Source organism: Collinsella sp. AF11-11 (genome assembly GCF_003465485.1).
Taxonomy (GTDB): domain Bacteria; phylum Actinomycetota; class Coriobacteriia; order Coriobacteriales; family Coriobacteriaceae; genus Collinsella.
Genome location: NZ_QSAS01000002.1, coordinates 53351 through 71552 on the forward strand (window position 1 = coordinate 53351; position 18202 = coordinate 71552).

General features: G+C 59.6%; 14 protein-coding genes and 1 other RNA gene. 13 read left to right on the forward strand and 2 right to left on the reverse strand.

Translation table 11 applies throughout. The features are described from left to right. The first annotated feature begins 3 nt into the window (after window positions 1-3). From DWV58_RS01700 to gatB, 5 genes are all read left to right on the forward strand, one after another. On the forward strand, window positions 4-1797 hold the full coding sequence (locus tag DWV58_RS01700; protein ID WP_117775967.1) for an isopeptide-forming domain-containing fimbrial protein: 1794 nt from the start codon (window positions 4-6) through the stop codon (window positions 1795-1797). A 742-nt stretch (window positions 1798-2539) separates the two neighbouring features. Continuing rightward, complete coding sequence (locus DWV58_RS01705; RefSeq protein ID WP_158564503.1) at window positions 2540-3457, forward strand: class C sortase; 918 nt, start codon at window positions 2540-2542, stop codon at window positions 3455-3457. A 325-nt stretch (window positions 3458-3782) separates the two neighbouring features. Beyond that, on the forward strand, window positions 3783-4094 hold the full coding sequence (gatC, locus tag DWV58_RS01710) for an Asp-tRNA(Asn)/Glu-tRNA(Gln) amidotransferase subunit GatC (RefSeq protein ID WP_055250987.1): 312 nt from the start codon (window positions 3783-3785) through the stop codon (window positions 4092-4094). Further along, window positions 4094-5608: an Asp-tRNA(Asn)/Glu-tRNA(Gln) amidotransferase subunit GatA gene (gene gatA, locus DWV58_RS01715; RefSeq protein ID WP_117775969.1), complete on the forward strand. Its 1515-nt coding sequence runs from the start codon at window positions 4094-4096 to the stop codon at window positions 5606-5608. The genes gatC and gatA overlap by 1 nt, the downstream gene beginning before the upstream one ends. Beyond that, on the forward strand, window positions 5608-7284 hold the full coding sequence (gene gatB, locus DWV58_RS01720) for an Asp-tRNA(Asn)/Glu-tRNA(Gln) amidotransferase subunit GatB (RefSeq protein ID WP_117775970.1): 1677 nt from the start codon (window positions 5608-5610) through the stop codon (window positions 7282-7284). The genes gatA and gatB overlap by 1 nt, the downstream gene beginning before the upstream one ends. A gap of 354 nt (window positions 7285-7638) precedes the next feature. Here the strand turns inward: gatB and DWV58_RS01725 are convergent, their stop codons facing one another. Next, window positions 7639-8658 carry an AraC family transcriptional regulator gene (locus tag DWV58_RS01725; RefSeq protein ID WP_147345855.1) on the reverse strand — a complete coding sequence of 340 codons (1020 nt, stop codon included), beginning with the start codon at window positions 8656-8658 and terminating at the stop codon, window positions 7639-7641. Window positions 8659-8757: 99 nt separating this feature from the next. On the opposite strand from DWV58_RS01725, the gene DWV58_RS01730 reads away from it, so the two are divergent. The 7 genes from DWV58_RS01730 (at window position 8758) to DWV58_RS09785 (ending at window position 16836) form a co-directional block, all read left to right on the forward strand. Further along, a complete protein-coding gene (locus tag DWV58_RS01730; protein ID WP_199585957.1) occupies window positions 8758-10581 on the forward strand; it encodes an ABC transporter ATP-binding protein in 1824 nt (607 codons plus the stop codon). Then, window positions 10582-12339, forward strand: a complete 1758-nt coding sequence (locus tag DWV58_RS01735) for an ABC transporter ATP-binding protein (protein ID WP_117775972.1) — start codon at window positions 10582-10584, stop codon at window positions 12337-12339. A 195-nt stretch (window positions 12340-12534) separates the two neighbouring features. After that, window positions 12535-12780 carry a DUF6110 family protein gene (locus DWV58_RS01740; RefSeq protein WP_117736171.1) on the forward strand — a complete coding sequence of 82 codons (246 nt, stop codon included), beginning with the start codon at window positions 12535-12537 and terminating at the stop codon, window positions 12778-12780. Window positions 12781-12858: 78 nt separating this feature from the next. Continuing rightward, window positions 12859-14874 (forward strand): heavy metal translocating P-type ATPase, encoded by a 2016-nt coding sequence (locus tag DWV58_RS01745; RefSeq protein WP_233540475.1) that lies wholly within the window; start codon window positions 12859-12861, stop codon window positions 14872-14874. A 138-nt stretch (window positions 14875-15012) separates the two neighbouring features. After that, window positions 15013-15366 (forward strand): hypothetical protein, encoded by a 354-nt coding sequence (locus tag DWV58_RS01750; RefSeq protein ID WP_117775974.1) that lies wholly within the window; start codon window positions 15013-15015, stop codon window positions 15364-15366. Beyond that, window positions 15363-15878, forward strand: coding sequence for a PIN domain-containing protein (locus DWV58_RS01755; RefSeq protein ID WP_117775975.1), 516 nt, complete (start codon window positions 15363-15365; stop codon window positions 15876-15878). Before DWV58_RS01750 ends, DWV58_RS01755 begins: the two co-directional genes overlap by 4 nt. A gap of 442 nt (window positions 15879-16320) precedes the next feature. Next, window positions 16321-16836 (forward strand): DUF5626 family protein, encoded by a 516-nt coding sequence (locus DWV58_RS09785; RefSeq protein ID WP_147335437.1) that lies wholly within the window; start codon window positions 16321-16323, stop codon window positions 16834-16836. A gap of 230 nt (window positions 16837-17066) precedes the next feature. Here the strand turns inward: DWV58_RS09785 and DWV58_RS01760 are convergent, their stop codons facing one another. Beyond that, entirely contained in the window at window positions 17067-17504 is a 438-nt protein-coding gene (locus DWV58_RS01760) for a hypothetical protein (RefSeq protein ID WP_117775976.1), read from the reverse strand. Window positions 17505-17743: 239 nt separating this feature from the next. Here DWV58_RS01760 and ssrA point away from each other — a divergent pair. Continuing rightward, window positions 17744-18107, forward strand: a transfer-messenger RNA (tmRNA) gene (gene ssrA, locus DWV58_RS01765). Window positions 18108-18202: the final 95 nt, after the last annotated feature.

An 18202-nucleotide genomic window follows, 5' to 3' on the forward strand; every position in this document is an offset into this window, starting at 1 on the left:
AACATGAAAACAACCAAGAACATCGCACGCCTGGCAGTAACCGCCGGCCTCACCGCAGCCCTGAGCTTCGGCGGAGTGATGGCACCGGTGACCATGGCGTTTGCCGAGGGAACGGGGTCGACCGTCACGTTCGAGGACGCCGATTACGCTGCGTCCACGACCTATAAGGGTATCCAGATCTTCAAGGCAAAGGTCACGACGACCGGTGGGAATACGACGGTGAGTAGCATCGAATGGGCCAGCTCCGAAGCCCAAACTGCTGTCGTAAACGCCATCAAGACAAAGGATGCATCCTACGATAGCAAGAACGCACAGGATGCTGCCGATTGGCTTAGCACCAAATCTGAAGTTACCGGGACCGATTCGAAGGTTGCTAGCGACAACGTTCTCAGTCTAATCGCCGATGGCCTGAAGAGCAGCACCGCCTGGGAGGTGACGAGCGAGGGCAGTGCATCCCTTTCCGGACTCGGCGCCGGCTACTGGCTCTTCCTCACCGCTACTCCCGGTAAGCCTGCTGACAAGTCGACCGATGTGTTCACCTCTCCCGTCTACGCCGTGATCGACGGCGTAGACGCGACGACCGTTACGCCAAAGAAGGGCGTGCCCACTGTCGAGAAGAAGGTCCTCGACGATGCCGACGCCGCCGATGCCACCGACATCAAGGGCTCCAACAAATGGAATGATGTCGCCGATTCCCAGATCGGCCAGGAAGTTAACTACAAGCTGACCGGCACGATCGCCAGCAACTACGCTACCTTTGGCACGTATGCTTACAAGTTCACCGACGGGCTTTCCAATGGCCTTGACTATGTCAAAGGCTCGGTTAAGGTGTACGCGCTGAACGGCGAGACTTACAGCGAGATTGAGTCGAACAATTATACCGTGACGGATGCTGATGCTAGCAACAACAACACGCTGACGGTCGAGTTCAAGACCGGAGACGGCAAGAAGGGCCTCAAGGACGTCGCGAGCGTGACCGCCGACACCAAGATCGTTGTCTTCTACAAGGCAAAGCTCAACGGCAACGCCGTGATCGGCAACGCAGCCGACGGCAACAAGCGCGGCAACCCCAACACCGTCAAGCTCGAGTACTCCAACAACCCGTATGCCGAGGACACGGGCGAGACGATCGAGGATACCGTCGCCGACTTCGCTTTCAGGCTCAACCTCAACAAGGTCGACCAGGGCACCGAGAAGGGCCTTGCGGGCGCCGTCTTCACCATCCAGTCCGCTGATGCGAACACTCAAGACCAGTATATCGCCTCGAAGGACGACCCCACCGCGGGCGTCGTCGCGGGCCAGCTCGTGACCGTTGCCGGCACCACCAGCCTTCCCGGTTACGTGAAGTTCACGTCTGGCGATAATGGCCAGATTGCCGTGAAAGGTCTCGATGAAGGCTCCTACAAGGTGACCGAGGTCCAGGCTCCCAATGAGAATTACACCAAGGCCAACCCCTTCACTTTCACCATCACCGCGACGTATGATGACGCGAGCATGAAGGTGACGGGCCTCACGGCGGCGGTTTCCAAGGCCGACGAGGGCCGCACCGACATCGCCTTCGGTAAGCTCGACGGCAATGACGGAGACAATAAGCTGACCGGTACGGATGGCACCGGCACCAACGCCGCCACCGGTGAGATCACCATCAACGTCGGCAACACCAAGTCCGTCGGCCTCCCGCTGACCGGTCTCAACGGCGTGACCTTCACTTGGATCGCTGGTGGCGCGGTGCTGTGCATCGGCGTGGCGCACCTCATCCGCAGCCGTAAGCAGGCTGAGGAGTCCGAGCAGGAGTAACGCTCACTCACCCATCCCTTTGGCAGGTGGGATGTGATGGCCATGAGACTTGCGGACACTTTTCTCGTCCATCTACGTTCTTGCTTTGCCATTCTCTTTTCGGGGCAGACTCCGCACTGGAGTCTGCCCCGTTCTTTTTGGACAACGCAGCCGGGGCGCCGTTGCTCGCAGGATCGGGCGTATGGTTAGCGAACAGATGTTTGCAAATATTGCGTTTACCAGCTGTAAGTGTGAGTGCTCGCAGTAAAATACCCTTGCGACGCATCCCGTGCGCGGGCGGCCGACGACTCGATCGGAGGTTCCCAAATGCTGAAATTCCTTAACGCGCTCGCCGCCCTCGCGGCGGTTGGCACGTTCGTCATCGCGTTTCTTGACTCGTATGAGGTTCGGTTTAAGGTCCGTAGGCGCACGCGCGGTGCGGACGGTAGAAGGCATTTGCGCCGCAACAAGCGCAAATAAGAATGCCCGGGGTTAGAGGCCCGGGCATTTAACAAAACCAGAAAACTAGGCCGCCCGCGCTCCCAAACATTTACGCGGGGTGCGTCGTTTTCTATTGACATTGTATCCCGAATCGCCCCGCCGATTCGGGATATTTTGAAAACGCAAATGCAGACCCATGCTCGCGCCGCGCAATGCTGTTTAGCTGCGTTGTCTGGCGCATGAGTTCGCTAATCGGCTATTATTTGTTTAGACAACTTGAGTTGTAGAGGAGTGACCGGCGATGGTGCAGGGCGCTAAACATATGAAGAGCAATAACGCCGCGGACAACGGCGGCTCAAACCCTCAGCCCAAACCTCAACCAAAGCCCAAGCGCCGTCGCAAGCGGCTGCCGCGCTGGGCCGACCGGCTCATCACCATCGTCATCATCCTTATTGGCGTGGGCCTTATGACCTGGCCGTGGATCTTGGACCGGCTTGAGGCCTCGGGCGTGTTCAACCAGATCAGCACCGTGTCCAGCACCGTGGACGCGCTGTCTGCCGAGGAGCGCGAGCGCATCCTGCTCCAGGCGCGCTCCTTTAACGAGCAGCTGGCGGGCGAGGCCACCGAGCTTCCCGCCGACCAGATCGAGCCCTACGCCCAGCAGCTCATCTTTGACCGCGACCCCATGATGAGCTGGGTCGAGATCCCCTCCATCGACGTGAGCATGCCCATCTACCACGGCACGAGCGAAGAAGTCCTTATGGCAGGCGTCGGCCACCTGGAGGGCACGAGCCTGCCGGTGGGCGGCACCTCGACGCATTGCGTGCTCACCGCGCACTCGGGCATGCGTAACCTGAGCATGTTCGACGACATCCATTCGCTGGAGCCCGGCGACCTGGTGCTGCTGCACACCATGAACAAGACGCTCGCCTACAAGATGGTCGACTCCGAGGTGGTTCTGCCCGAGGAGATGGAGTCGCTGACCATCGAGCCCGGCGCCGACAAGGTGACGCTCGTCACCTGCACGCCCTACGGCGTGAACGACCATCGCCTGCTGGTGCATTGCGTGCGCACCAAGTACAACAAGAAGGACGTCGACAAGCAAAAGTCGCTGGCCGGCCGCCACTGGGGCAAGCGCGAGTTTGCCGTGCTCATCGTGGTCGTGGCCATTGTGCTGTTGCTGCTGGACATCGTGATCCACGCGATCCGCAAGCGCCGCAAGGCCAAGGCCTCGGCATAGGACATTCTCCAGAACCACCACAAAGGGGACAGACACTTTTGTGGTGGCCGGGACTCCCGAACCATCACAACATTCGATGAAAATCTCGATTTTGGCAAAAAGCGTCGAATGTTGTGATGGTCTTCGTTGTGGACGGCGCGGTTTTCGTTATGGGCGAGACGGTTTTCGCTACGGACGGTGCGGTTTCGCTGCAGAATCGCCAGCCCATTACCTGCCAGCCCGCCGTCCTCGTTACGTTTTCGCTGCATTTAGGTAAAGCACCTGCTCCAAGCGGCGTTGCCTTGTATACTAGAGCGGTTTATCTGTTATGCGGAAGGGAGCGCCTATGGCACTCAGCGAGAAAGACGTGCGCGGCATCGCCGAGTACGCAAAGATCGCACTGACCGATGACGAGCTCACCCAGATGACGTCCTACATGAACGACGCCGTCCAGATGCTCGAGCCCGTCTTGCAATATGACTTGCCCGACGTGGAGCCCACGTTCCATCCCATCGGAAGCCTGTCCAACGTGATGGGTGACGACCTGCGCGAGCCCGAGCGCGACCTGCCGCTCGACGTCGCGCTCGAAAACGCTGGCAGCGCGCGCGACCGCTACTTCCGCGTGCCGTCCATTTTGGGAGAGGGGGAGAGCGAGTAATGAAGCTCAATCTCGATCGATTCACGGCCGCGCAGCTGGCCGAGCACGTTGCCGCCGGCGATTTCTCTGCCACCGAGGTCGCGCAGGCCTCGCTCGAGGCCATCGAGGCGCGCGAGGGCGGGGTCCAGGCATTTCTGCAGGTGGCGCCCGAGCTCGCGCTTGAGGCTGCTGCCAAAATTGACGCCCGCCGCGCCGCCGGTGAGGCTCTGCCCCCGCTCGCGGGCGTGCCGCTGGCTATCAAGGACAACATGAACCTCGTGGGTACGCGCACCACCTGCGCTTCCCGTATGCTCGAGGACTACCAGAGCGTCTACACCGCTACCTGCGTCCAGCGCATGCTCGACGCCGGCTGCCTGCCCATGGGCAAGGCCAACATGGACGAGTTTGCCTTTGGCAGCTCCACCGAGTCCTCGGCGTTCCACCGCACCAACAACCCTTGGGATACCGAGCGCGTGCCCGGTGGCTCCTCGGGCGGCTCCGCTGCCGCCGTCGCTGCGGGCGAGGTAGCGCTCTCGCTGGGCTCGGACACCGGCGGCTCCATTCGCCAGCCGGCGAGCCTGTGCGGCGTGGTGGGCTTTAAGCCCACGTATGGCGTTGTGAGCCGTTACGGCGTGGTTGCCTTTGGCTCGTCGCTCGACCAGGTGGGCCCCTTTGGCCGCACGGTCGAGGATGTCGCGCTGGCCATGAACGCGCTCACCGGTGCGGGCCGCGATCCGTACGATTGCACCAGCCAGGACTGTGCCGTCGACTTTACCGAGCACCTCAACGACAGCATCGAGGGCAAGCGCGTGGGCATCATCCCTGCGTTTATGGAGGCCGAGGGTCTGACGCCCGAGGTCAAGGCCGCTGTTCAGCGCGCCGGCCAGGAGCTGCAGAACCAGGGTGCCGAGCTGGTCGAGGTTGACCTGCCGCACCTGGACGCCGCCATCGCCGCCTACTACGTCATCGGCCCGGCCGAGGCGTTCTCCAACTTGGCCCGTTTTGACGGCATTCGCTATGGCTACCAGGAGGAAGGCTGCGCCAACCTGTCCGACCAGAGCTCGCTCAGCCGCGCCCACGGCTTTGGTTCCGAGGCCAAGCGCCGCCAGATGCTCGGCGCCTACCTGCTCTCCTCGGGCGTGTACGACAAGTACTACTATGCCGCGCAAAAGGCTCGCACGCTCATCACGCAGGACTACGACGCCGCATATGCCAAGGTAGACACCATCCTTATGCCCGCTTCGCCGCGCACGGCCTTTAAGTTTGGTGAGATCAGCGACCCCACGCAGATGTATCTCTCCGACCTGTACACCATCTCGCTCAACATTTGCGGCAATGGTGGCATCTCGGTGCCGCTGGGCTTGGGTGAGGATACTCAGCTGCCCGTTTCTGCCCAGCTGGTGGGACCTGCGTTTAAGGACCGTCAGCTGCTCACGTTTGCCCGCGCCCTGGAGCGCGGCTTTGCCGATGCCGCCACGGGTGCGCCCGCGCTTTCCGTCGCGCCCGATTTTGTCGGGAAGGGAGGCGAGCTGTAATGAAGGAGCTTTCCGAGGTCCTGCAGGATTGGGAGGCCGTGATCGGCCTGGAGATCCATACCGAGCTCACCGCACTCGATACCAAGATGTTCTGCAACTGCAAGCTTAGCCACGATGACGAGCCCAACGCCAACGTGTGCCCGGTGTGCCTGGGCCTGCCCGGCGCCCTGCCGGTGCCCAACAAGCGCGCCATCGAGAGCATCGTCAAGGCCGGTCTCGCGACCAACTGCGAGATTCAGCGCCACTCGATGTTCTACCGCAAGCACTACTTCTATCCCGATATGGCCAAGAACTTCCAGACCACGCAGGGTCCGGTCGCCTTTGCCATGTACGGTCACCTGGATCTGGACGTGACCGGTCGCGGTGCCGCCGAGCGCCCCGATTGCGCGTTTGGCGAGGCCGAGGCCCAGAGCCTGGCGAGCGCCTCGGCCAACGCCGAGGGCCTGTCCACGTCCATGACGTCGACCATGCGCGAGGGTAACCAGCGCGCCGGCCATCTGGCCAGCTATGACGCGTCCAACCTGCAGATGCCTGAGCGCCGCGAGGACGGTTCCTACACGGTGCCCATCCGCATCCTGCGCATCCACATGGAGGAGGACGCCGCCAAGATGGTGCACGTGGGCGGTGCCGAGGGCCGCATTACCGCCGCGGCCGAGTCGCTCGTCGACTACAACCGCTGCGGCACGCCGCTCATCGAGCTTGTCACCGAGCCCGACTTGCGTACGCCCGAGGAGGCCCGCCTGTTTATGGAAAAGCTCCGTCGCATTTTTGTGACGCTGGGCATTTCCGACTGCTCCATGGAGAAGGGTTCCATGCGCTGCGACGGCAACGTGTCGCTGCGCCGCCGCGGCGAGACCAAGCTGGGCACCAAGACCGAGCTCAAGAACCTCAACTCGTTTAAGAGCCTGCATGACGGCCTTGCCTACGAGATCTGCCGCCAGGCCGAGGTGCTCGAGGAGGGCGGCATCATCTATCAGGAGACCCGCCACTGGGAGCCCAGCCGCAAGCGCACCGTGGTCATGCGTGTGAAGGAGACGGCCGACGACTATCGCCTGTTCCCTGATCCCGACCTGGCTCCGTTCGATCTGGACGACGAGTTTATCGATCGCTGCCGTGGCGAGATTCCCGAGCTGCCCGATGCCAAGTGCGACCGTTTTGAGGCCGACTTTGGCATTAAGGCGGCCGATGCCGAGCAAATCGCCGGCGACCCGGAGTTTGCTGACTTCTTTGAGGCCGCCGCTGCCGGTATGGCTGGCAAGGAGGCCCAGACGGTCGCAAACCTGCTGGTGAACGAGATGATCGCCTACCTTAAGGGCGCGGGTGTGTCGCTCGCCGAGTCCGGTATTGCACCGGCTCAGGTGGCAGCTCTTGCTAAGCTGCTGGCGACCGATGCCATCAGCTCCAACCAGGCTCACGAGGTCTTTGAGGCCATGGCCCAGACCGGTGACGATCCCAACAAGATCGTCGACGAGCGCGGTATGCGCCAGGTGAGCGATGCTGGCGCGCTGCAGCCGATTGTGGACGAGGTGCTGGCGAACTGTGCCGAGCAGGCGCAGCAGTATCGTGACGGCAACCAGAAGGTCATCGGCTTTTTGGTGGGCCAGTGCATGAAGGCGAGCCGCGGCAAGGGCAACCCGAAGCTCTTCAACGAGTTGCTGAGAACGTCGCTCTCGTAAACGGGAACCCGGGAGCCCCGGCAGGGCGGGTGCTTCCTCAAAATTTCAAACAGTCCTGCGCAAGACGAAGGCCACATTTAGTGGCCTTCTTTGCGTGCGGAACTCATTTTGAGCAAGCACCCGCCCTGCCGGGGCTCCCGGGTTCTGCGACGACTCGGCCGTTCGGGTCAGGCGGGCTGAATGGAATAGAGTGAATGGGCGCGCCGTTGGGGCGCCCATTGTTTTGGAGGGAACTCATTTTGAGCAAGCACCCGCCCTGCCGGGGCTCCCAGGTTCTGCTACGACTCGGCCGTTCGGGTCAGGCGGGGCTGAATGGAATTTGGTGAATGAGGGCGCCGTTGGCGCCTTCATTCTTTATATATGTTGGGAGCGCCAGGCGGTGGGGGTGGTGCCGGTGTGTTGCTTGAAGGCTTGGGCGAAGGCGGCCTGCTGAGGGTAGCCTAGACGCTCTGCCACCTGCGCTATCGTGAGCGCGCTATCGGCCAAAAGGTCCTGTGCTCGCTCTATACGGCGTCTGCGAATGTAGGCGCCCAGGGACTCGCCAGTTTGGGCCTTAAAGGTGGCGCATAGTTTGGAGCGGCTTGTGTAGAGCCTCTCGGCCACCTCGTTGATACCCACACGTCTGCCTTTGTCAAGCGCGCGCTCAATCATTGCCGTTGCTTCTTCGGCAATGGTTATGCTGACGCGTGTGTCTGCCGCCTGCCGCGCCTGCTTGTGGGCCGCGCGCGAACAGGCGAGCTCCGCGACCATGGTCTCCACGATGCCTTGCATATAGACGTGTCCGCCTACGGTGCGGGCGCGTTCCTCGTTAATCCGACGCAGCGTGTGGCAGATGGCAGACGTCGCCTCCTCGTGCCATGGCTCGGCAAACGCCTCGAAGATTCCCGCGAACTCGGTGGGATAGCGGTGCTCCAGTTCGTCAAAAAATCCAGGCAAAAAGAGCACCGAGCGCGAGTGATAAAGCTGCCCTGCAAACAGCGGACTTAGCTCCTCGCCGCAGCTATCTTGGATAAAGCTGCACACCGCGCTGTTCGGCCACGGCCCGCGCAGTGGCTTAAGGTTCGCAGGCGTTATGCCGGCTTCGGGCATGCACATGAGCGTGGGCGCGCTGACCTCGCTCACGCACGCGTACGGTTCGGGTGTGTATTCGGCCAGGTACATATCGTGCGTCGGGGTAATGTAATGCTCCATGACGATGCAGGCAGGGGAGAGGGGCATGATCCATGCGCGTCCGTGCGCCCGATCGTTTGCCACCTCGCCGGTAAAGACGGCGCCCTTGCCGGTAAGCTCCAGGCCAAACTGCTCAAACTGCGGTGCGTAGAGCTCGGTTATGTCGGTCGCTGCCCGCCGTATTTGCAAAAGCGTCCCCTTCATTTGCGAAAACGTCCACGCCTGGCCCAATTGTGTGCCTTGGCTAACACGCCCATGATAAGTTTCTTACGGTTAACTCTCAAGCCGTTAGAAAGGAATCTCATGGCAAAGGGATCAAAAAAGGAAGGCGGCGGTATCGGCGAGCTGCTTGCATATGCCGGCGACCGTAAATTCCTAACATATTTGGGTATGGCCCTCTCGGCGTTCTCGCAGCTGCTGAGCTTTGGCCCGTACGTGTGCATTTGGCTTGTCGCGCGCGATCTGATCGCCGTGGCACCTAACTGGAGCGAGGCCACCGACATCGCGATGTATGGTTGGTGGGCCGTCGGTTTTGCCCTGGTGAGCATCGTGATTTATTTCGTGGGGCTCATGTGCACACACCTATCCGCGTTTCGTTGCGCGTCCAATATCCGCAAGGCTACGAGCGAGCACCTGCTTAAGCTGCCGCTTGGCTACTTTGACACACACGCCACCGGTGAGCTGCGCCGTATCGTAGACGGATGCGCCGCCTCCACCGAGACCCTGCTCGCGCACATGCTACCCGATATCGCCGGCGCCACCGCCATGGTCGCAGGTCTGCTCGTGCTGCTTTTCGCCCTCGATTGGCGCTTGGGCGTGGCATGCCTTATCTCGGTCGCCGTTTCGCTTGGCGCCATGGCCACCATGATGAGCGGCAAGGGCGCCGAGTTCATGAAGGCCTACATGGGCGCGCTGGTCAAGATGAACAAGACCGGTACCGAATACGTACGCGGCATTCCCGTGGTCAAGGTGTTTCAGCAGACGGTCTATTCCTTTAAGGCGTTCCACGACGCGATCGCCGAATACGCCGACATGGCACAAAGCTATGCGGGCACGTTTTGCCGAGGTCCGCAGGTACTCAACCTTACCGCGCTCAATGGTCTTGTGACATTCCTGTTGCCCGTGGCGTTGCTGTTGGCGCCGGGAGAGACGGACTTCGCGCATTTTATGGCCAACTTCACGTTTTACGCGATATTTTCGGCCGTGGTACCGACGGCCATGACCAAGCTCATGTTTGTGGGCGAGGCCTCTCAGATGAGTGCCGATTCGCTGGCTCGCATTCGAAGCGTCATGGATTCCAAGCGGCTCTCCGTGCCCGCGCAACCCAAGCACCCTGCCGGCGGCGACGTGCGATTTGAGGACGTGAGCTTTACGTACGAGGGTGCCGAAGCACCTGCCGTTAGCCATGTAAGTTTCAGCGTTCCCGCTGGTAGTGCCCTTGCGCTTGTGGGTCCTTCGGGCGGCGGCAAGTCAACCTGCGCAAGCCTGATTCCTCGTTTTTGGGATGTTTCCTCGGGTCGAGTGCTCGTAGGTGGTGTGGACGTTCGCGATATGGATCCGCACGAGCTTATGGACCAGGTCGCCTTTGTGTTCCAGACCAACCAGCTGTTCCGGCAAACACTTGCCGATAACGTGCGCGCCTCCAAGCCTACGGCCACTGACGACGAAGTGCGTGCGGCCCTCTCCGCAGCTCAGTGCGACGACATTGTGGCCAAGCTTCCACAGGGCATCAATACCGTGCTCGGTGCCGGCGGAGCATATCTTTCGGGCGGCGAGGTCCAGCGCGTGGCACTTGCCCGCGCGATCCTTAAAGACGCGCCTATCGTGGTGCTCGATGAGGCCACGGCGTTTGCGGATCCCGAGAACGAGGCACTCATCCAGCGCGCCTTTAGCAAGCTGGCGGCGGGTCGCACGGTCATTATGATTGCGCACCGGCTTTCGACCGTGGTGGGGGCCGACAAGATCGTGGTACTCAATCAGGGTAGCGTGCAGGAGGCCGGCACCCATGCCGAGTTGCTGTCCCAAGAGGGTCTGTATGCCAAGATGTGGGCCGAATACGAACAGGCCGCGAGCTGGAAGATCACTGCTGCCGCGGATGCCGCCATCACGAAGGGAGGCGAGGCCTAAATGTTCGCCTTATTCCAAAAGAAGTATTTCCTATCCGATAAAGGCGTCGCCGGCGTAAAACGCGGCATTTTCTGGACCGCGCTCACCAATCTCATTATCATGGCCGGCATGGGCTTATTGTTCCTGGTCATGGCCGGTTTTGTCGAACATCTCGCCACCGGTGCCGACCTGCCGGATGCCCTGCCGATTGTGGGCGGCCTCCTGGTCTTTTTCGTGTTGCTCTTTGCCTCTAACTGGCAGCAGTATTACTACACCTACTGCATCTTTTACGAGGAGTGCGGCAAGCAGCGTATGGAGATCGCCGAGCGCTTGCGCAAACTGCCGCTGTCGTTTTTCGGTCGTCGTGATCTGGCCGATTTAACCGAGACCATCATGGGTGACGTCCAGGCCATGGAGCACGCCTACAGCCACGTGCTGGGAGAGCTTTGGGGTGCCATCATCGCAAGCGCCATTGTGTTCGTGGCGTCGCTGTTCTTTTGCTGGCAGCTGGCGATCGCGGCGTTTTGGAGCGTGCCCGTGGCCTTTGCCGTGCTGTATCTGACACGCGGCCCCATGACCCCGGTGTTCGACCATGTGCGTGCCGAGAAGGTCAAGGTTACCGAGGCGATCCAGGAGACGCTCGACTGCGTGCGCGAGATCCGCGCCACCAACCAGGAGGCTCATTATCTTGAGGGGCTCAACGCCGTGATCGATGCCGAGGAGCGCGAGACCACCAAGGGCGAGCTCGCCAATGGGCTTTTGGTCAACTCCGCCTTTGCCATCCTGCGCCTGGGGATTGCCACCACGTTGGTCACGGGCGCTGCGATGGTCGCCTCCGGCCGGGTCGACTTTTTGGTGATGTTTGCCTTCCTGCTCATGGTGAGCCGCATCTATGCGCCCTTCGATCAGGCACTGATGCTGATGTCCGAGCTGTTTGCCGCCGAGTCGTCGGCCAAGCGCATGCGCTCCATCATGGAAGAGCCCGTGGCGCGGGGCAGCGAGCAGTTTGAGCCCGTAGGTCATGACGTGGTGTTCGATCACGTGGCATTTGGTTATGGTGCGGGCGAGGACGGCCGCGCCGGCGAGAAAGTTCTTACCGATGTGAGCTTTGCCGCCAAAGAAGGGGAGGTCACGGCACTGGTCGGTCCTTCGGGTTCCGGTAAGTCCACGGTGAGCCGCCTGGCCGCGCGCTTTTGGGACGCCACCGAAGGCACGGTCACCGTGGGCGGCGTGGATGTTGCGAGCGTGGATCCCGAGGTGTTGCTGCGCGACTACGCCATTGTGTTCCAAGACGTGTTGCTCTTTGACGACACGGTGATGGGAAACATCCGTCTTGGTCGTCGCGATGCCACCGATGAGGAAGTGCTTGCTGCCGCGCGTGCCGCCAACTGCGACGAGTTTGTGAGCCGCATGCCGCAGGGCTATGACACCATGATCGGCGAGAACGGCTCCAAGCTGTCCGGCGGTGAGCGCCAGCGCATCTCTATCGCCCGTGCGCTGCTCAAAGACGCGCCGATCGTGTTGCTGGACGAGGCGACGGCGAGCTTGGATGTGGAGAACGAGACCGTGGTTCAGCAGGCGCTCTCCCGTCTGCTTGCAGGTAAGACGGTTATCGTTATTGCCCACCGTATGCGTACGGTGGAAAATGCCGACAAAATCGTTGTACTCAAGGATGGTGTGGTTGCCGAGCAGGGCACTCCGGCGCAGCTCAAGGCGGCAGGTGGAGAATTCGCCCGCATGGTGGCGCTGCAAAAGGAAGCAGCTACCTGGCAGTTGTAAGAAGGGGCAAAGGGACAGTCCCTTTCTCACATTGACAATCGGTTACTCCGCATCGTTAATTTTCAAAAGGTTAGCCATGGCTGACCTAGATAGTTAGATAAAATTGAGATATTTCAAAAGCGTGCTCGAGCAAACTTGTTTACTCGGGTGCTGAGGCACCATGCCGCGTCCAATGCGGCAAAAGGGAGAAGCAACATGAAGAAGTCGACGTTTAACACCCTGCTTGTCGGTGGCGGTTTTCTGCTCGGTACGGCCGGCATCAAGCTGCTCACCAGCGCTCCGGTAAAGAATGCCTGCGTGCAGGGTATCGCGTGCGGCATGCGTATCAAGAACGGCTACCAGGACATGGTCGAGCAGGCCAAGGCCGAGGTCGACGACATGGTTGCCGAGGCGGCCTATATCACCCAAAGCGAGGCCGCCGCGGACAAGGCAGCCGAGTAGCGCTCCTAGGCACAAACTATGAGATTCTCGATTATCAGCGAGATCCCCGGCAGGACCCGCCTCCAGTTGGCGGGTCCTGTGCCAGAGAGCGATCTCGATGCGCTTCTTAAACTCAGTGGTGACATCGACGGCGTGCGCAAGGTACGCGTCTATGGCCGTATTGGCCAGTTAGCGCTCGAATATGATGAGCCGTGTCGCGATGCCGTGCTGGCCGCCGTCGGTGCGCTCGACGCTCAGGCCATTGCCGACGCAAAGACGGGTTACGTGATGCAGCTTGAGCCACGCAAGCACAAGCTCGTTATGGATCTTGCCACACTCATCGGCGCCCACTATGCGCGCCGATGGTTTTTGCCCACGCCCCTGCGTGCGGTGTTTGTCGTAGCCGGTTACATGACCTTTTTGCGCGCCGCCCTTCATGAGCTGGCGCAGCCACGCCTGACCGTTCCTGTGCTCGACGCTTCGGCCATCGGCATTTCGTTCGTCAAACGCGACGTCGACACCGCGGGCCAGACGATGTTCCTGCTCAACGTGGGCGAGCTGCTCGAGGACTACACCCGCGCCATGAGCGAAAACGAGCTCATCAACTCGCTGCTCGACGTGCCCGACAAGGCGCAAAAGGTTGTCGGCGACACCGAGGTGAGCGTTCCCGCCACCGAGCTTGAGCCCGGCGATCTGGTCGCCGTGCGTACTGGCATGTCCATTTGTATCGATGGTGTTGTTGAGCAGGGGAGCGCTATGGTCAACCAGGCGACCCTGACCGGCGAGCCGCTTGCCGTCGAGCGCAGCGAAGGCGACGACGTGTTCGCCGGAACCGTCGTGGAAGACGGTAGCATCTTGGTGCGCGTGCGCGCCAACACGGCTCAGACCAAGCTCCGCTCAATCGTCTCGCTCGTGCAGGCGGCCGACTCGCTCAAGTCCGAGGGCCAGTCGCACATGGAAGACCTCGCCAACAAGATCGTCCCGTGGAACTTCCTGCTCGCGGGCTTGGTTGCGTTCACCACGCGAAGCCTCATCAAGACCTCGGCGGCGCTGATGGTCGACTACTCGTGCGCACTCAAGCTCACGGGTTCCGTTGCCGTCATGACCGCTATGAGCGATGCTGCCAAGATGGGCGTCATGGTCAAGGGCGCGAAGTACTTTGAGTCGTTTGCCAAGGCCGATACCATTGTCTTTGATAAGACCGGCACGCTCACCGAGGCGCAGCCGCGTCTTACCTGTGTGCTCACCACCGATGGCTGGAGCGAGGACGAGATCCTGCGCCTTTCCGCTTGCTTGGAGGAACATTTTCCGCATCCGGTGGCGCGTGCCGTGGTCAATGCGGCACGTGAGCGCGGGCTCGAGCACCGCGAGCGCCATGCTGCCGTCGAGTACATCGTGGCGCACGGCATCGCTTCGTCCATCGAAGGGCGTCGCGCCATCATCGGCTCGGCACACTTTGTGTTTGAGGACGAGAGCGCGCAGCTCGATTCCGACATTAAGGAGCAAATCGAGTCCCAGATGCAGGCCCTGTCGCCGCTGTATCTGGCGGTCGACGGCACCGTTGTGGGCGTGCTCGGTATCGAGGACCCGCTTAAGCCCGGGGTCCGCGAGGCCATCGCCGACCTGCATGCGCTGGGCGTCAAGCATGTCGTTATGCTCACGGGCGATTCCGAGCGCACGGCCGAGCGCATTGCGCGAGAGGCAGGGGTTGACGAGTTTAAGGCCGAGCTGCTGCCCGAGGACAAGTACGCGTATGTAAAGCGCATTAAGGGCGAGGGGCGCCACGTTGCCATGGTGGGCGACGGCGTTAACGATTCGCCGGCACTCGGTTTGGCTGACGTGGGCCTGGCGATGGGTGGCGGAAGCGACATTGCCAAGGAGGTCGCAGACATCATCCTGACCGACACGGATCTGGCCGCGATCGTGCGCCTGCGCCGCATGAGCCAGGGCCTCGTTGATCGTTTGACGAGCTCCTATTCTAAGGTGATGCTCACCAACTCAGCGCTCCTGGCGCTGGGCATTACCGGCGCGATTACCCCGCAGGCGTCGTCGCTGCTGCACAATGGCTCGACGATTGCCTACAGCCTGAGCAACGCGAAGGCATATCTGCGCTAGCGCTTTTACTTGAGTTTATGGCCTGCATTTGGACGGTGTTGCATCTGTCGGAATGCAGGCCTTTTGCGTTTGACCATGTGCTAGCAGCAATATATAGTGATGCTAGCAAAGATAGCAGAAGTCGAAGGTGAGGTTGAGATGGGTGCTGTTGGCAGCATGGCGCAGGTGAATGTTCGCGTCGATCGTCAGGTCAAGGACCATGCGGAGGAAGCGTTGCGGCTTTCGGGCGCCTCACTGCCCGAGCTCATCAAAAAGGTGGTGGCCAAGGTCGCGCAGGGTGGCGGGCAGTGCGAGGAAGTGCTTGCGGCCGTCGACGACCGGCAACAGGCCGTCGTGCCCGATACTCCGTTCGCCGCGTCGTGGGCAGCGGCAGACCGGCTTTACGCGGACCTGGGCATTGCTACGTCGCCCGTATCCGACGATCGCGATTGGGACACAATCTATTCCGAAGCCATGGACGAGCGCTATCGCCAAAAGGGGATGATCCTGTGAGCGGGGCTCCCCTCAAGATCATGGTGGACGCCAACGTATGGGTTGATTCATTTTGCGTCGACCATGCCGAGTCGCTTGCCGCGCGTGCGTTTATCGGACGGGCTGCGGAATCTGGCGCAACGTTGCTCTTTCCGGTGCATATCGCCAAGGATGTACTGTATGTTGTCCAGCACGAGCTCAAGCGCAGGGTTATTGCTAAAAAAGGCTCGGTCGACGAAGCATCGGCACGAGCGATAGGCGATGCGGCGCTGGCGTTTGTTCGAAATATGACCGAAAACGCCACCGCCGTGGGCGCAGACGCATCCGATTTGTGGTTGGCCGATAAGTATCTAACGCTTCATCATGATTACGAGGATAATTTGGTGTTGGCGGCATGCAGACGCGCTGGGGCAGATTACTTGGTAACTAACGATCGCAAACTGCTCGAACATGCCGATCTTGCAGCAAAGACACCTCGTCAAATGATGCCGATTCTTACTTTGGCCGAACGCGGCGGGCGGGTGTCCCGCTAACGTAAACCTATATGTGCGTCCCCTGGAGCTCCGTCACCCCAAAGGGTGCACACTATTTTGCCATGGACTGCCTAATTTCTTAAATACGCCGCCCCTCTAGAAGCCTTCTCAGTCCTGTCGACTCGATATTTTGGGTCAGATGGTCGGAAATCTGTTTCGGAGATGTGCTTTGTTGGGGGAGCCTCCGATGGATTGATGAGGCCAAGTGCTTCTAACCAAAGCGTTTATCTCGGCAAGTTCCAGGGACAGTTTACTTCTATCCTTTCGCCGGCTGGCTCCCAAATAACAAAGTTAGAGTGCTTGCGTACGGGTACATAAAGCGATACGCTAAAAGAAACATATGGAGGTTCATGATGCTATCAAGATTCGGAACCATATTTGGCAATAAGCGTCTTAGATGTGCTTAGTTGATGGAGCTGAATTTATTTTAGGAGCGAGCATTATGAACAAGCGCCTATCTTTACCTGTTGCATTACTACTGTTAGTGGCTGCCCTATCGCTGTTTACGCCCTCAATAGGGTTTGCGGATGATTTCCTGACTAATGACAATAGCGAATATCCAGTGAGTGTTTCATTTCAACTGAAAGATCGTGCGAGTCAGGAATATACCGTTATTTTGCCGGATGGAACTGAAGGCAAAATTGGAATTGAATATATTCCGACTATTGAGCCGTGTAACGCGTGGGATTCTTATTATCAAAACGCCTCTGGCACATGGAGGGTTTACTATAACTCGGTGATATTTCAGGAGTTCTACATTAAAATCGGCAATCATAAGATAACGAGTGCATGGGGTTCGAATTATTCTGTTCCCCTGGGAACGGCATCTGATTCCTTTACCTGGAATAGTACACGAGCGCTACAGCGCGTGAATGTGTCTATACCAGGTTTGTATACTGGAAATGTGTTCTTGGGCGCAGAAATGCAGGGAACGACTCTGCACACCTATGCATACTAGGGCGGTGGTTTTGTGCGCGGTCCCGAAATCGTCTTACTTGCGATACTAATTGCGCTTATCGTGCTCGGATTTAGGCTGGTACGTTGGATTGTGCGAAAAGCAAAGCGTTAATTAGCCTGGACAGATATCATTTTTAGTCGAAGAGCAAGCTGGATCTCTCAAATCTCTCATGTGACTATGTGCTGTATCTGGCTTGCTCTTCAATTATGGCTCGAAATGAGAACTAAGTCTTAAAGCCGCGTTTTTATGGCAGCGGCTTCGGCGAGCTTATCTGCTGCTGTGACATCGGATTGATTGAGGGCAGCGAGACTGCGGTAGAGCCATTCGTTGACCTGGGTGTTCTTGACGCCAGCGGTTTTGGTGAGGATGGCTATAGCGCTGATTTCGGCAAAGAGTTCGGCCTTTGCACCCGTGAGCTCGCCAAGCTCGATGTCGTGATGTGCGGTGACGCCGCGGTTTTCGCTTACGTGGTCGATGAAGCCGCGGACGGTTTCAACGTGCTCGGCGAGTGTGGCCTCATCGGCGCCGTCGGTGAGCGCGTTGAGGGCGCCCGTGACCACGAGGGCGGGATGTCCGCAGGGGACAAAGCCCTCGATGACATCCATAGCTTCGGTAATGGTTGAGCCCAGGCCTGCGAGGGCATTGACGAGTTGCTGCTTGGTATCCATAACGGTCCTTTCGAAGGGTCAATTGTGCTTGGCGAAAATATACGTGACGCGATCGGTAGCAAAAGTGCGAAGTGCAGCGCACATTGGGGTCTTCACAGCTCGTGCATAGAGCAGCTTTCTGCCTTTAGAACGTGGTAAGATAGCTATCCACGAGCGGGGTTCGCCCCGCGTGTTCCTTGAAAAGTCGACGGTTATCGGGTGTTTGCAGGCCCGATACCATCCAGACTTTCCCGACATTCGGGGGCGACTGGTTTCGACACGATAGCTCTGAGAGAGGAAGCAAGCCGAGGTCTCCTCGCCTCGTTAAACAGGGGTACCGTCAAATTGAATTGACAACAACTCTTCTTTTGAGCCTATGGCTCTCGCTGCTTAGTTTATAGCGGCGCGTCAACCCGGTGATTTCCCCGACACCGGTGCGACGTCATTTTAGGGGAATGCTCCTGCGCACGTAATCGGTATGGCGCAGGCTAAGACCGAACCGGTTAGGACGCCGCGAGCGTGTCGCTGCGCGCAAAGCGTCCGAGACAAAACCAGCGACTGAGCTTGGAGATGCCGATCAGGGGGCTTTCGTGGACCGGAGTTCGATTCTCCGCGCCTCCACCAATAGTTACAGGCAGGTAGATACTTATATCTACCTGTCTTTTTATTTCTTGTCCGTACCGCGGAGAATCGAACTCTATGCAGGGCGCGGGCGTAAA